The 15,018-nt window shown below is 63.5% G+C and carries 13 protein-coding genes and 1 tRNA gene; 5 read left to right on the forward strand and 9 right to left on the reverse strand.

The annotated features are described in order from the left end of the window. Positions 1–11: 11 nt before the first annotated feature. The 6 genes from A9K65_RS01505 to A9K65_RS01530 form a co-directional block, all read right to left on the reverse strand. Positions 12–1,724, reverse strand: coding sequence for an IlvD/Edd family dehydratase (locus A9K65_RS01505; RefSeq protein ID WP_013528172.1), 1,713 nt, complete (start codon positions 1,722–1,724; stop codon positions 12–14). A gap of 13 nt (positions 1,725–1,737) precedes the next feature. After that, on the reverse strand, positions 1,738–2,517 hold the full coding sequence (locus A9K65_RS01510; protein WP_064992918.1) for an SDR family oxidoreductase: 780 nt from the start codon (positions 2,515–2,517) through the stop codon (positions 1,738–1,740). Then, complete coding sequence (locus tag A9K65_RS01515; protein ID WP_064992917.1) at positions 2,510–3,400, reverse strand: aldose 1-epimerase; 891 nt, start codon at positions 3,398–3,400, stop codon at positions 2,510–2,512. The genes A9K65_RS01510 and A9K65_RS01515 overlap by 8 nt, the downstream gene beginning before the upstream one ends. Before the next feature lie 13 nt (positions 3,401–3,413). Then, a complete protein-coding gene (araH, locus tag A9K65_RS01520; RefSeq protein ID WP_027164220.1) occupies positions 3,414–4,364 on the reverse strand; it encodes an L-arabinose ABC transporter permease AraH in 951 nt (316 codons plus the stop codon). A gap of 11 nt (positions 4,365–4,375) precedes the next feature. Continuing rightward, positions 4,376–5,887: an L-arabinose ABC transporter ATP-binding protein AraG gene (gene araG / locus A9K65_RS01525; protein ID WP_027164219.1), complete on the reverse strand. Its 1,512-nt coding sequence runs from the start codon at positions 5,885–5,887 to the stop codon at positions 4,376–4,378. A gap of 70 nt (positions 5,888–5,957) precedes the next feature. Further along, complete coding sequence (locus tag A9K65_RS01530; protein WP_064992916.1) at positions 5,958–6,947, reverse strand: arabinose ABC transporter substrate-binding protein; 990 nt, start codon at positions 6,945–6,947, stop codon at positions 5,958–5,960. 257 nt (positions 6,948–7,204) lie between these two features. Between A9K65_RS01530 and A9K65_RS01535 the strand changes: the two genes are divergently transcribed. Both A9K65_RS01535 and dgoD read left to right on the forward strand, forming a co-directional pair. Next, positions 7,205–7,894, forward strand: a complete 690-nt coding sequence (locus A9K65_RS01535; RefSeq protein WP_050596413.1) for a FadR/GntR family transcriptional regulator — start codon at positions 7,205–7,207, stop codon at positions 7,892–7,894. Positions 7,895–7,902: 8 nt separating this feature from the next. Continuing rightward, the gene (gene dgoD / locus A9K65_RS01540) at positions 7,903–9,051 is read left to right on the forward strand and encodes a galactonate dehydratase (RefSeq protein ID WP_064992915.1); all 1,149 of its coding nucleotides are present in this window, start codon (positions 7,903–7,905) and stop codon (positions 9,049–9,051) included. 186 nt (positions 9,052–9,237) lie between these two features. On the opposite strand, the gene A9K65_RS01545 is transcribed toward dgoD, so the two are convergent. Continuing rightward, a tRNA-Ala gene (locus A9K65_RS01545) sits at positions 9,238–9,313 on the reverse strand. Between the two features lie 172 nt (positions 9,314–9,485). Next, complete coding sequence (locus A9K65_RS01550) at positions 9,486–9,875, reverse strand: TIGR02300 family protein (RefSeq protein ID WP_013528180.1); 390 nt, start codon at positions 9,873–9,875, stop codon at positions 9,486–9,488. Positions 9,876–10,081: 206 nt separating this feature from the next. Between A9K65_RS01550 and aroA the strand changes: the two genes are divergently transcribed. The 3 genes from aroA (at position 10,082) to rpsA (ending at position 14,065) form a co-directional block, all read left to right on the forward strand. Continuing rightward, positions 10,082–11,440 (forward strand): 3-phosphoshikimate 1-carboxyvinyltransferase, encoded by a 1,359-nt coding sequence (aroA, locus tag A9K65_RS01555; RefSeq protein ID WP_064992914.1) that lies wholly within the window; start codon positions 10,082–10,084, stop codon positions 11,438–11,440. A gap of 67 nt (positions 11,441–11,507) precedes the next feature. Beyond that, positions 11,508–12,152, forward strand: a complete 645-nt coding sequence (gene cmk / locus A9K65_RS01560; protein ID WP_032898722.1) for a (d)CMP kinase — start codon at positions 11,508–11,510, stop codon at positions 12,150–12,152. A 215-nt stretch (positions 12,153–12,367) separates the two neighbouring features. Then, on the forward strand, positions 12,368–14,065 hold the full coding sequence (rpsA, locus tag A9K65_RS01565; RefSeq protein WP_013528183.1) for a 30S ribosomal protein S1: 1,698 nt from the start codon (positions 12,368–12,370) through the stop codon (positions 14,063–14,065). A 97-nt stretch (positions 14,066–14,162) separates the two neighbouring features. Here the strand turns inward: rpsA and A9K65_RS01570 are convergent, their stop codons facing one another. Beyond that, positions 14,163–14,870, reverse strand: a complete 708-nt coding sequence (locus A9K65_RS01570; protein ID WP_063171055.1) for an SDR family NAD(P)-dependent oxidoreductase — start codon at positions 14,868–14,870, stop codon at positions 14,163–14,165. Between the last annotated feature and the right edge of the window lie 148 nt (positions 14,871–15,018).

A 15,018-nucleotide genomic window follows, 5' to 3' on the forward strand; every position in this document is an offset into this window, starting at 1 on the left:
GCTGGTCGGCCTCAATGGCTTTCGCGTGGAATGGCGTGGCCACGGCATCCGACGAGAAAGTCGAGATCGGCGCCGCGGTCCGCCTGCAGGACACGGTCGACGTAGAGGCCCTGATAGCCGCCGCGCATCGCCGGGACGGGCGGTAGCCAGGATTCACGACGCCGCGCCAACTCCTGTGCCGACACGTCGAGATGCAGCTTCCTTGCTTCGACGTCGAGCTCGATGAAGTCGCCGCTCCTGACCAGCGCCAGCGGGCCGCCGATGGCGGCTTCGGGTGCGGCATGCAGCACGACGGTGCCGAAGGCGGTGCCGGACATGCGGGCATCGGAGATGCGGATCATGTCGCGGACACCCTGCTTCAGCAGCTTCCGGGGCAGCGCCATGTTACCGACCTCGGCCATCCCCGGATAGCCCTTGGGCCCGCAATTCTTCAGCACCATGATCGACGCTTCGTCGACGTCGAGCGCGGGATCGTCGACGCGCGCCTTGTAGTCGTCGATGTCCTCGAAGGCGACGGCGCGGCCGCGATGCTTCATCAGGGCCGGTGACGCGGCTGACGGCTTGATGATGGCGCCGTCGGGCGCCAGATTGCCACGCAGCACCGCGATACCGCCATTGGGAGTAAGCGCCTTGTCGCGCGGGCGGATCACCTCGGGATTGTAATTTTCAGCGTCACGGATGTTGTCGCGCACGGTCTTGCCGGTGACGGTCAGCACGTCGAGATCGAGCAGATCGCCGATCTCCTTCATGACCGCCGGAATGCCGCCTGCGTAGCAGAAGTCCTCCATCAGGAAGCGGCCTGACGGCATCAGGTCGAGGATGGTCGGTACATCGCGGCCATACCGATCCCAATCGTCCAGTGTCAGTTCGGTGCCGACGCGGCCGGCAATCGCCAGCAGATGCACGACCGCATTGGTCGAGCCGCCGATGGCACCATTGACACGGATGGCGTTGGCGAAAGCTTCTTTCTTGAGGATGGCGGACGGGCGGAGATTCTCATTGACCATCTCGACGATGCGCCGCCCCGTCATGCGGGCGATGCGACTGCGGCGCGCGTCGACCGCCGGATAGGCAGCGTTGCCCGGCAGCGCCAGGCCGAGCGCTTCGACCATCGAGGCCATGGTCGAGGCCGTGCCCATGGTCATGCAATGACCCGGCGAGCGTGACATGGCACTCTCGGCATTAGCGAAATCCTGCTCGCTCATCACGCCGGCGCGGACATCCTCGGAGAATTTCCAGACATCGGTGCCGGAACCTATCTCGCGGCCCTGGAAACGGCCATTGAGCATCGGCCCGCCGGAAATGACGATCGACGGCAGGTCGCAGGAGGCCGCGCCCATGACCAGCGACGGGGTGGTCTTGTCGCAGCCTGCCATCAGCACGACACCGTCCATCGGATTGCCGCGGATCGCTTCCTCGACATCCATCGAGGCGAGATTGCGGAACAGCATCGCCGTCGGGCGCAGATTGGATTCGCCGCAGGAGAAGACCGGGAATTCCAGCGGCAGGCCGCCGGCTTCCAGCACGCCCGCCTTGATGTGCTCGATCAGGCCACGGAAATGCACGTGGCAAGGCGTGAATTCGGAGAAGGTGTTGCAGATGCCGATCACCGGGCGGCCGTCGAAGGCATCGTCGGGCAGGCCGTTGTTCTTCATCCAGCTGCGGTGAATGAAGGCGTCCTTGCCCTGCCCGCCGAACCAGTGCTGCGATCGTCTCTTGGTCATGATTTCCCGGAATTCAGGCTGGATGCTGGAGCTGGCTCAGCCCACCATCTATGACGAGCGTGGCCGCATTCATGAACGGGCACTCGTCGGAAATCATGAATACCGCAGCCAGCGCAATCTCGCGCGCCGTGGCGATGCGGCCGCCAGGATGTAGCGCCATGGTGTTGGCGCGTGCTGTGGCCGGATCGGCAAAGCTGTTCCAGTAGTCGATCGCCTTCTGGGTTTCGACATAGCCGGGCGCCAGCGCGTTCACGCGCACGCCTTGCACCGCATATTCGAGCGCCAGCGATTTGGTCAGGCCGAGCAGCGCGTGCTTGGCGACCGGATAGGGAAAGGTGTGTGGGATGATGGTGAAGCTGTGCGTCGAGGCGATGTTGAGGATGGCGCCGCCGCCGCTCGCGATCATGCCCGGCAACACCGCCTTGCTGCAATTCCAGGCGCCCTTGACGTTGACGTCGAAGTTGCGGTTCCATTCCTCCTCGGTCGCCTCGAGCGGCGTCGAGAACACATTGACCCCGGCATTGTTGATCAGCGCGTTGATGGGGCCGATTTCGGCGGCCGCTTGGCTGACGACAGCGGCAATCGCGGCACCGTCGCTGATGTCGGCTGCCGCATGCCCGACATGGCCGCGCGGCACGGCGAGGCCCGCGACGGTCTTGTCCAGCAGTGCGCCGTCGCGGTCGACCAGGAACAGTCTTGCGCCTTCGGCAAGGCAGGCCTCGGCGATCGCCAGCCCGATGCCTTGCGCGGCGCCGGTCAGGAAGATGCGTTTGCCGGAAAGGCGCTCAGCCATGGTTGTCGCTCCAGTCGAAGACGGTCATTGCGAATCTTGCTCTGAGAACCTCGCCGGGGGAAAGTACCTTGATCCCCATTGGGTCGGCATCGAAATGCTTCAACGCATTTGGGGTATGGCTCATCGGCTCCAGGCAGAAGAAGCTTCGGTCCGTGTCCGGCGCAAAGAGCATGTAGCGGTCGAGCTCCGCGTCCGCCTCGATGTCGATCCCCAGACAATGCTCCGGCCAGATGATGCGCGCGATGCCGCTCCACCCTTCGAAGCCATTGTTCAGCCAACGGTCGGGCAAATGGCGCGGCGTTGAGAAATCGACATCGTCGGCAATGGCGCTCCTGGACGCTGGAAGGTGCCCGTCGCGCTCTGTCCACCAGGTTTCGGCCGGCGCAAACAAGGTCGTCCGCGGCGTGCGCGGAAAGAATGGATGGAAACCGAGGCCGAATGGCAGTGGAATGACGCCGGTATTTTCGACGGCAAGCCGGAGTTCCAGCCGCGCGCCGGCGAGCCGGAACGACTGTCGCGCATGGTAGACATAGGGCGAGTCGACGCGGCGCGGATGATCGAAGGCCAAATCGAGGCGGTCGACGCGATGCTCCTCGACCTTCCAGTTCGCCTGCCAGCCGTCACCGTGAATATAGAAAGGATCAGTCGTGTTGGGCGCCAGCGTGAAGTTTTGACCGCCGCAGGAAAACGCATTGCCCTCGACGCGATTGCCGATCGGCACCATCGGAAAGCAAGCGCAGTGCACAACGTCGAACTCGGCCTCGCCTTGGTAGGGACGCAGGAATGGCACCCCGTCGGCCGTATGGCCGTTGACGATTGCGCTGCCAGAGGGGCTGATCTCGACGCACAGCCGATTGCTTTCCAGTAGTATTCCAGCCGACATGCCCTGCCCCGACTCAACGCCGGCCCAAAGCCGACGAGCGCAGATTGTCGAGCAGCACGGCCAGGAGCAAAATAACGCCGCGCACGATGTACTGGTAAAAGGCCGGGATGTTGAGCAGGTTCATGGCGTTCTCGGCGATGCCCATGATCAACACGCCGACGATGACGCCCGACATGGTGGCGCGGCCGCCGGCAAGCGAGACGCCGCCGAGCACGCAGGCCGAGATGACCGAGAGTTCCAGTCCGACCGCCGCGTTGGGCTGGCCCGAGGTGATGCGCGACGCCAGCAGGATGCCGGCGATGCCGCAGACGACGCCTTGCAGCGCAAAAATCCAGATGCGCGTCCGGTCGACATTGACGCCGGCAAGGCGCGAAGCCTCCGGATTGCCGCCGATGGCCAATGTGTTCTTGCCGAAGACGGTGCGGTTGAGGACGAAACCGAAGATGCAAAACAGGATGGCGAGCACCCAGACCGGCGTCGGAATGCCGAGCAGTTTGGACAGCGCGAGCTGGTAGAAATCCGGGCTGTTGATGCCGACGGCGCGGCCGTCGGACGCAATCAGCGCAAACCCGCGCACGATCTGCATGGTGGCCAGCGTCGTGATCAGCGCGTTGATGCGGAATTTGGCGATGACGATGCCGTTGATGAAGCCGACGAAGGCGCCGCTGGCAATTGCCGCCAAGAGGCCAAGCAGGATCGAGCCGGTGTAATTCGACGCCATCACAGCGACCATGCCGGCAAAGGCGACGATGGAGCCGACCGACAGGTCGAAGTCGCGTGCGGCAAGGCAGAACATCATGGTGCAGGCGACGATACCGACGGTGACCACCGACTGCAGCAGGCCGAGCATATTGCGGTCGGTGAGGAAATTCGGCACCAAGAGCGACACCAGCGCGAAGGCGACGACAAAGATGACGACGAGGCCCTGTTCGCCGAGCAGGATTTTTTTCAACTGGTCGGTCATGCCAAAAGTCCTCAAGATGCGATCGCGTCGGGGGTTTTCTGATCGGGGAGAGCGGCGGCCAGGATCGCCCTTTCGGCGAACTGGTCGCGGGTAAGTTCAGCACTGACGCGGCCGCCGCACATCACCAGAATGCGATCGCAGATGCCCATCACCTCCGGCAGTTCGGACGAGACGACAACGATCGCCATGCCGTCCTGCGCAAGCTGGTAGAGCAGTTCATAGATTTCCGATTTGGCACCGACGTCGATGCCGCGCGTCGGCTCGTCGACAATGAGAACCCGCACCCCTTGTTCGGACAGCCAGCGGCCAAGAATGACCTTCTGCTGGTTGCCGCCGGAGAGATTGATGATGTCCTGCTTGCGCGACGGCGTGCGCACCTTGAGCTTCTTGATGAAGGTTTCGGCGGTGGCGATCTCGCTGGCGCGGTTCAAAACACCGAAGCGCGTGTGATGGCGCCGCGACGAGATGTTGATGTTCTCCTCGACCGAGCGGCCCTGGATGATGCCGTCATGCTTGCGATCCTCCGAACACAGCACGATGCCGGCCCGGATCGTACCACGCGGATCGGTGGCAGGGACCAGCTTGCCGTCGACGGTGATGGTGCCGCCCGAGCGCGGATCGGCGCCATAGACCAGACGCATCAGTTCCGAGCGCCCGGCGCCGATCAGGCCGAAGAAGCCGACGATCTCGCCTGCCCTCGCCTCGAAACTGGCCGGCGTCTTCAGTTTGGGGCCGCTGAGAGCGTCGACCTTCAGGCGGACATCGCCCGTTTTTCGTGCGCGAAAACCCCAGATATCCGAAATCTCGCGGCCGACCATTTCGGCGACGACCTGGTCGCGGGTGACGCCTTTCAGCGACGCATGGTGCGCCGCCAGCTTGCCGTCGCGCAGCACGGTCAGGCTGTCGCAGAGCCGGAACACTTCGTCGAGCCTGTGCGAGACGTAGATGATGACCTTGCCCTCGCCGCGCAGGCGGTCGATCAGGGCAAACAGGATTTCGCTTTCGCGCGAGGACAGCGACGAGGTCGGTTCGTCCAGCGCGATAACGCGTGCGTCGAGCATGATCGCCTTGGCGATCTCGACCATCTGGCGTTCGCCGATGGACAGCGTCTTGACCTTGCGGCGCATGTCGATGTCGATGCCGGCCGATTTCAGCTTGGCGCCGACGTCGTCCAGCATCCGGCGGCCGGCGATGATGCCGGCGTTGGCAGGGAAACGACCGAGGCTGAGATTTTCGGCAACGGTGAGTTCAGGAACCAGCTGCAGTTCCTGATGAATGACGATGACGCCATTGTCGAAGGCATCCCGGGTCGACGTATAGGCCTGAACCCTGCCGTCGATGCGGATCTCGCCCTGATCGGCATGCTGGTCGCCGGACAGTATCTTGATCAGGGTGGATTTGCCGGCGCCGTTCTCGCCCATCAGGCCGTGCACGGCGCCTTTGTCGACGCCGAACGAGACGTCCGACAGCGCCTTGACGCCCGGATAGGTCTTGGTGATGTGCGAGAAGTCGAGAAAGGACACGGGCAGCGATCCTCTTGTGGAATGGCAAACAGGCGGCGGGATGAGCCGCCGCCTGTTTGTACAGGGAGGATTATTCGATGCCGAGGCCCTGGCGGACCTTCTGGTAGTCGTCGCGCTTGGCGAGTGCACCGGAAGTCAGGATCAACTTCTCCGGCTCCTTGTTGCTGGCAACCCAGTCATACATGTTGAGCGCCGTTTCGTAGCCATGACGCTTCGGCGAGATGATCACGGTGCCGACGAAGCCGGTGGCCGTCGGCTTCTTGAACTCGTTGATCGCCGAATCCGCGCCGCCAATGCCAACGCCGATCACGCTATCAGCGGGGATGCCGACGCTTTCGGAGGCACGCACCGCACCCAGCACCGCTTCGTCGTTGAGGCCGAAAGAAACCCACTTCTTGATCTCGGCATGGGCGTTGAGCACGACGGTCGCCGCATTGAGGGCAGCTTCCGTATCGGTCTTGGCCTGAGGGGCGTCAAAAATGTTCTCGGCCTTGAAGCCGTTTGCCTTGAGCACCGAGATGGCGCCTTCGACGCGGTCGACCGCGGTCGGCAGTTGGTCGTAAGAGACGCGGATGGCGCCGACCTCGTCGGCCTTCCAGCCGCGCGCCTTCATCTCGTCGACGATCGCCTGGCCAACCGCCTCGCCGAACTTGGTTGCCGAGATGCCCATATGCGGCACGTCTTCCAGCGCCTTGCCGTCGGCGCCGACCAGGCGGTCATCGACAGTCATCAGCTTGAGATTGTTGGCGGCGGCCTTGGCGACGATGCCGGGGCCGAGCTTCACGTCGGGCGTGCAGACGATGAAACCCTGCGCGCCCTGCGCGCCGAGATTGTCGATGGCCGACATCAGCTTCTCACCGTCTTCGGCGCCGATCTTGACCAGGGTGAAGCCCTTTTCCTTGGCGGCCTGATCAGCGAACTTCCATTCGTCCTGGAACCACGGCTCCTCGGGCTGTTTGACGATGAAGCCGATTTTGGTGTCCTGAGCATATGCAGCGATGGTCGTGACGGACAGCACGGCAAGCGCGCCCGCGACGAGCGCGGTCTTCAAAAGTCGCATGATTACCTCCCAGCGATAGACCGGGCGCTCAGCCCGGATGCCGGAGTCTCTAATCGCTTTTATCATACTCGTCAATTGATCTGGTATGATAATTAATGTACATGCTCTGACCAGCGATCGCTGGCGCAATTGATCCGCATCCGTTAAGGCCGGACCGGTTGTGCGAAACCAGCGGTTCGCCGCCTTGGAGGAGGGCTGAGGTGACCGGGACTTTGAAGAAACCGCAAGGCGACACAACCACTCGCCGCCCGCGCGTCATGCCCGACGTGACCAAGGCGATTGCCTCGGACATCTTTTCCGGGCGCTATCCGGCCGGCTCCTCACTGCCGACCGAAAACGAGCTCGGCGTCGAATACAGCGTCAGCCGCACCGTCATCCGTGAGGCCCTGAAAGTGTTGGCGGCAAAAGGGCTGGTGCTGTCGCGGCCACGCGTCGGCACGATCGTCTGCAACGAGGACGACTGGAACATCATCGACCCGCAGGTGCTGGCCTGGCACGCGCCGCATGCACTGGACGACAAGCTCTTCGACGCCATTCTTGAGACTCGCCGGGCCATCGAGCCGCTGGTTGCCGAACTCGCCGCCACGCGCGCGACGCTGCAGGAGATCGCCGATCTCGAAGCCACCTGGCGCGGCATGGCCGGCGCCGGCGAGGATCTCGCCGCCTTCTCGCGCAGCGACATCGCTTTCCACCAGATCGTCTATGCCGCGAGCCACAACCCGATCTTTCGCCAGATCGGTAATCTCATCGACACCGGGCTGAAATTCTCGCTGGAGGCGACGGCGGTGATTTCGCTCGACCGGCGCATGGAGGCCGTGGCGGCGCACCGCGAGGTGGTCGAGGCGCTGCGTATGCGCAATGCCGATGCCGCGCGTGGCGCGGCAAACAAGATCCTCGACCTCGCGGCGCGCGACCTCGTCAGCGCCAAGAAACTCAAGAGCAACTGAGACTGCGCATGAAAATCATCTCGCTCACCACCTACATCGTTCCGCCGCGCTGGCTGTTCCTGAAGATCGAAACCGATGCCGGCGTCACCGGCTGGGGCGAGCCGGTGGTCGAAGGCCGGGCGCTGACCGTCGAGGCGGCGGTCAAGGAGCTTGGCGATTATCTCATCGGCAAGGATCCGCGCCTGATCGAGGACCACTGGACGGTGATGCACCGCGGCGGTTTCTACCGCGGCGGCCCGATCCTGATGAGCGCCATTGCCGGCATCGACCAGGCACTGTGGGACATCAAGGGCAAGGCGCTCGGCGTGCCCGTGCACGAACTGCTCGGCGGCAAGCTGCGCGACTCGATCAAGGTCTATTCCTGGATCGGCGGCGACCGCCCGGCGGAGGTCGCGGCCGGCGCCAGGGAAATGGTTGCGCGCGGTTTCCTGGCGCTCAAGATGAACGGTACCGAAGAACTGCAGATCGTCGACAGCCATGACAAGATCGACGCCGCTGTCGAACGCGTCGCCATGGTGCGCGAGGCCGTCGGGCCCAACATCGGCATCGCTGTCGATTTCCACGGCCGCGTGCACCGGCCGATGGCGCGCGCCCTGGTCAAGGAGCTGGAACCTTACAGGCTGATGTTCATCGAGGAGCCGGTGCTCAGCGAAAACCGCGAGGCGCTGAAGGAGATCGCCGCGCTTGGCTCGACACCGATCGCGCTCGGCGAGCGGCTCTATAGCCGCTGGGACTTCAAGTCGGTGTTCGAGGAAGGCGTCGTCGACATCATCCAGCCCGACCTGTCGCATGCCGGCGGCATCACAGAATGCCGCAAGATCGCGGCGATGGCGGAAGCCTATGATGTCGCGGTCGCGCCGCATTGCCCGCTCGGGCCGATCGCGCTTGCCGCGTGCCTGCAGCTCGACGCGGTCAGCTACAACTGCTTCATCCAGGAGCAGAGCCTCGGCATCCACTACAACGCCGCCAACGACCTGCTCGACTATGCCGCCAACAAGGATGTCTTCCGCTACGAGGATGGTTATGTCGCCATTCCCGACGGCCCGGGCCTGGGTGTCGAGATCGACGAGGATTATGTCAAGGAACGCGCCAGGGAAGGCCACCGCTGGCGCAACCCGGTCTGGCGCCACAAGGACGGTTCCTTCGCCGAGTGGTGATCGGGCTGGCTTTCAGACTCCAAGCGCTCCAGGAATAGTGAAGACTTTGTCCGGCGAGCAGTTGCTCTCGAGAAATGGCTCGTTCGTTCCGTTTGATCGAGGGGCTTTCAGCGGCATTGCCTGAATTGACCATCAAACGCAGATGACCGCAGTGCGGCACAGGCTGCGAATTGCAGAGGGACTGTTTGGTGGAGCCAATCGGGATCGAACCGACGACCTCTTGAATGCCATTCAAGCGCTCTCCCAACTGAGCTATGGCCCCACTTCCGGCAGTCAACCGGCGCCGTTTCCGGCGAAGAGATCCGGCGCGGGTTGGAGACCGCGCCGTTAGTGCAGGCGGCTTCTAACCCCGCCCTTCTCAGATATCAAGCCTTCGAGAGCCGCTTTTTCTTCACAGGCCACGAAAGCCCGCAAACGCCCGCTTTCAACGCCGATCAGACCTCGTCGTCGTCGTCGCCGACGCCGATCATGTCGGCAACGTCGTCATCTTCTTCCTCTTCGTCGGCGAGGAAGGTGTCGTCCTCGTCGTCGCCGAGATCAACGTCGTCCTCGTCGTCGCCAAGATCCGGCAGGTCGTCGCCCTTGACGTCCTCATCAGCCTCTTCGAGCGAGACGACCTCAACGCCTTCTTCTTCCTCGGCGTCCACTTCCTTCTCGGCCACTTCCTCTTCCTCCTCGAGAGCGGCAATCTTGCCTTCCTCGAAATAGGAACGCGGATAGGTCTTGCCGGTGTAGGGCGAGACGATCGGGTCCTTGTTCAGGTCGTAGAATTTTCGGCCCGTCTCCGGGTCGATACGTTTTGTGCCAAGTTCGGTTTTTGCCACGGCAAGCCTCGTCAATAAAAGAGTGGTCCCCTTAACCACAGTTTGCAGCGCTGTCAAAGCGAAAAGCCGGCGTCACAAAACCATGCATTGAAAGGCCTCGCGTGAAGTGACGACCATGGGGATGACCATTTCGGCCCACCGTGGTACGAGACCGCCGCAACAAATGAAAAGCGCCGGCCCGCCGGCATTCCGTCCAGGGAAATTCCATGTCTCACGCCGCCGCCCCCAAGCCGGCCACCGCCCGCCAATCCCCAGCCCTTTCCGGCATCGCGCGCGTGCCGGGCGACAAGTCGATCTCGCACCGTTCCTTCATGTTCGGCGGCCTCGCCTCCGGCGAGACCCGCATCACCGGCCTGCTCGAAGGCGAGGACGTGATGCGCACGGGCGCGGCCATGAAGGCAATGGGCGCGCATATCGAGAAGAACGGCGACGAGTGGGTGATCCGCGGCACCGGCAACGGCGCGCTGCTGCAGCCGGAAGGCCCGCTCGATTTCGGCAATGCCGGCACCGGCTCGCGGCTGACCATGGGCCTTGTTGGCACCTATGACATGGAGACCACCTTCATCGGCGATGCCTCGCTGTCGGGCCGGCCGATGGGCCGTGTGCTGGAACCTTTGCGCCAGATGGGCGTGCAGGTGCTGAAGGCGACGCCGGGCGACCGCATGCCGATCACACTGCATGGACCCAAGCATGCCGCACCGATCACCTATCGCGTGCCGATGGCCTCGGCGCAGGTGAAGTCCGCAGTGCTGCTCGCCGGCCTCAACACGCCCGGCATCACCACCGTGATCGAGCCGGTGATGACACGCGACCACACCGAAAAGATGCTGAAGGGGTTTGGCGCCAATCTGTCGGTCGAAACCGACGAGCGTGGCGTGCGCCACATCTTCATCGAAGGCCAGGGCAAGCTGACCGGCCAGACCATCGCCGTGCCGGGCGACCCGTCCTCGGCCGGCTTCCCGCTGGTGGCCGCGCTGATCGTGCCAGGTTCGGAAATCACGATCGAAAACGTACTGATGAACCCGACCCGCACCGGCCTGCTTTTGACGCTGCAGGAGATGGGCGGCAACATCGACATCCTCAACCGGCGCAATGCCGGCGGCGAGGATGTCGCCGACCTGCGGGTACGTTACTCCGAGCTCAAGGGCGTCATCGTGCCGCCCGAGCGGGCGCCGTCGATGATCGACGAGTATCCGGTGCTGGCGGTCGCTGCGAGCTTCGCCGAGGGCGAAACGCTGATGCAGGGGCTGGAGGAGCTGCGGGTGAAGGAATCCGACCGGCTGTCGGCCGTCGCCAACGGGCTGACGCTCAACGGCGTCGACTGCACCGAGGGCGAAGCTTCGCTTGCCGTGCGCGGCAAACCGGGCGGCAAGGGCCTTGGCGGCCATCCCAACGGCAAGGACACCACCGTGCAGACCCATCTCGACCACCGCATCGCCATGAGCTTTCTGGTCATGGGGCTGGCGACGGAAAAGCCGGTGACCATTGACGACGCCGCCATGATCGCGACCAGCTTTCCGGAGTTCATGGGGCTGATGACGGCGCTGGGCGCGGAGATCGGGTGACGGTCGTGGCAACCAATAGCCTTGGTACGTTGGCAGGCCAGCGCCCAACCCTTTCGGCGGTCTGCCAATGACACACGTCTTCACCATCGCCATCGACGGCCCCGCCGGCGCCGGCAAGGGCACCCTCGCCCGCCGGCTGGCCGACCACTACCGCCTCAACCTGCTCGACACCGGCCTCACCTACCGTGCCGTGGCCTATGCGCTCATCCAGCACGCGCTGCCGCTCGACAATGTCTCGGCGGCTGAAACCGCTGCCCGCCAGGTCGATCTGGCAAAGCTCGACCGGACGGTCTTGTCGGCGCATGCGGTCGGCGAGGCGGCCTCCAAGGTCGCGGTGTACCCGACCGTGCGGCGCATCCTCGTCGAAAAGCAGCGCGACTTCGCCAAGACGCCGCCGGGTGCGGTGCTCGACGGGCGCGACATCGGCACCGTGGTGTGCCCCGACGCCGACATCAAACTCTATGTGACGGCGAGCGCCGAGGTGCGGGCACAGCGCCGGCTGGCCGAGATCGAGAGCATCGGCGGGACCGCTGATTTTACCGAGATCCTCGCCGATATCATGCGCCGCGACCAGCGCGACATGGGCCGTGCCGACTCACCTTTGAAGCCGGCCGCCGACGCGCACTTGCTTGATACCAGCGAAATGGCTATAGAAGCCGCGTTTCTTGCAGCCATGGCGATCATCGATGACGTCTTGGCCAAGAGAGACTAGGTCTGATCCGGGTTTTTCCCTCGTCTTTCCGTTGTCGGAGGCGAAGAAAATACCCATATCGGGCACGAACCAGCCTGCCAGCATTCTTCATGCGCCGGAATTGCCGCTTAAAGAGCGGCCCAGGGCTTTTGTAGCCCGGAACGCCGGCAGGCCAACGCAACGCTAACCCACGGCGCCCGTCCCGCTTCCAGATGCGGGGCACTCCAGGAGAAACAATGTCAGCTGCAAATCCCACTCGCGATGATTTCGCGAGCCTGCTCGAAGAATCATTCACCACCGGTCACTCCGGCGAAGGCCAGGTCGTCAAGGGCACGATCACGGCGATCGAAAAGGACATGGCCATCATCGACGTCGGCCTCAAGGTCGAAGGCCGCGTGCCGCTGAAGGAATTCGGCGTCAAGGGCAAGGACACTACCCTCAAGGTTGGTGACACCGTCGAAGTCTATGTCGAGCGCATTGAAAACGCGCTTGGCGAAGCAATGCTTTCCCGTGAGAAGGCCCGTCGCGAAGAGAGCTGGGTCCGCCTCGAAGAGAAGTTCACCAAGGGTGAGCGCGTCGAAGGCGTTATCTTCAACCAGGTCAAGGGCGGCTTCACGGTCGACCTCGACGGCGCCGTGGCCTTCCTGCCGCGCAGCCAGGTCGATATCCGCCCGATCCGCGACGTCTCCCCGCTGATGCACAACCCGCAGCCCTTCGAGATCCTCAAGATGGATCGCCGCCGCGGCAACATCGTGGTGTCTCGCCGTACCGTGCTCGAAGAGAGCCGCGCCGAACAGCGTTCGGAAATCGTGCAGAACCTCGAAGAAGGCCAGGTTGTCGAAGGCGTCGTCAAGAACATCACCGATTACGGTGCGTTCGTCGACCTCGGCGGCATCGACGGCCTGCTGCATGTCACCGACATGGCATGGCGCCGCGTCAACCATCCGACCGAAATCCTCAACATCGGTCAGACGGTCAAGGTGCAGATCATCCGCATCAACCAGGAAACCCACCGTATCTCGCTCGGCATGAAGCAGCTCGAGAGCGATCCGTGGTCCGAGATCGGCACCAAGTTCCCGATCGGCAAGAAGATCAAGGGCACCGTCACCAACATCACCGACTACGGCGCGTTCGTCGAGCTGGAGCCGGGCATCGAGGGTCTCATCCACGTTTCGGAAATGTCGTGGACGAAGAAGAACGTGCATCCCGGCAAGATCCTGTCGACGACCCAGGAAGTCGACGTGGTGGTGCTCGAAGTCGATCCGGCCAAGCGCCGCATCTCGCTCGGCCTCAAGCAGACGCTCGAGAATCCGTGGCAGGCTTTCGCCTCTAGCCATCCGGTCGGCAGCCAGGTCGAGGGCGAGGTCAAGAACAAGACCGAGTTCGGCCTGTTCATCGGCCTCGAAGGCGACGTGGACGGCATGGTGCACCTTTCCGACCTCGACTGGACCCGTCCGGGCGAGCAGGTCATCGAAGAGTACAATCGCGGCGACATGGTCAAGGCGCAGGTGCTCGACGTCGACATCGACAAGGAGCGCATCTCGCTCGGCATCAAGCAGCTGGCCAAGGATACGGTCGGCGAAGCGGCGACTTCAGGCGAACTGCGCAAGAACGCGGTCGTTACCTGCGAAGTCATCGGCGTCAAGGATGGCGGTCTGGAAGTGCGGCTGGTCGACAGCGGCATCGAAACCTTCATCAAGCGCTCCGACCTGAGCCGTGACCGCGACGAGCAGCGCCCCGAGCGCTTCACCGTCGGCCAGAAAGTCGATGCCCGCGTCATCGCCTTCGACAAGAAGACCCGCAAGCTGCAGGTCTCGATCAAGGCGCTGGAAATCGCCGAAGAGAAGGAAGCGGTCGCTCAGTACGGCTCGACCGACTCCGGCGCTTCGCTGGGCGACATCCTGGGTGCCGCGCTGAAGAAGCAGGGCAGCTAAGTCTTCGCACCGCGAAGCCTTCGCACAGGCTCCAAAACAAAACCCCGCCGGAGCGATCCGGCGGGGTTTTTCTTTGACCTAGGTAAAGGTTGGAAAGTTACGCCCTGCCGTAAAGCGGCACCAGCGTGCCGCTCATCGCCTGATTGGCCGGCGAGGCGAGATAGGCGATGGCCTCGGCGGCGGCTTCGAGGCTGACCCATCTTGTGACATCGGCATCCGGCATATCGGCGCGGTTTGCCGGCGTATCTAGCGTCGACGGCGCCACGGCATTGACCAGGATGCCCTTGTGCTTCAGCTCTTCGGCCATCGCCACCGTCATGGCTGCCACCGCCGCCTTGCTGGCGGCGTAAGCGACCATGCCGGCGCCGCGCCGCGGATCGAGCCCGGCGCGCGCGGTGACGTTGACGATGCGGCCCGCCGTGTCCGACGACAGCATCGAGCGGATCGCGGCGCGGCAGCACAGGAAGGCGGTGCGCGCATTGGTGTCCATCATCTCGGCAAAGGACGCCGACTCGATCTTTTCAACAGGCGCCGAGGTGAAGCCGCCAGCCAGATGGATCGAGCCCCAAAGGCCCGGAACCTGGCTATAGAACGCTTCGACCTTCGCGGGGTCCGAGAGATCGACGTTGTGCACCAGCTGGACACGGTCATGCGAGGTAAAGGGGAAATGCGTAGGGGCGGCGGCATGAGCATTGGGCACATGGCAGATCGCGCCGTCGCTCAGCAGTTTGCCGACAACCGCACCGCCGAGCGCACCGGTCCCACCAGTCACGACGATATGCTTGCCTTCAAGTGTTTCCGTCATCTTGGACGCTCCTGTCATTTTTTTATCGTTAGGTCGTTTCTGTGCCGCCGACGCGAAGCGTCGCGCCTTTTGCGCCATCACTCAATTGACATCTCGACATGGCAGTTGTCGCGTCTTTGCATGCGTCCGACACTTCAGCCGTGGTCCG

Origin of the sequence: Mesorhizobium sp. WSM1497, assembly GCF_001672455.2 — a bacterium.
GTDB lineage: Bacteria > Pseudomonadota > Alphaproteobacteria > Rhizobiales > Rhizobiaceae > Mesorhizobium > Mesorhizobium ciceri.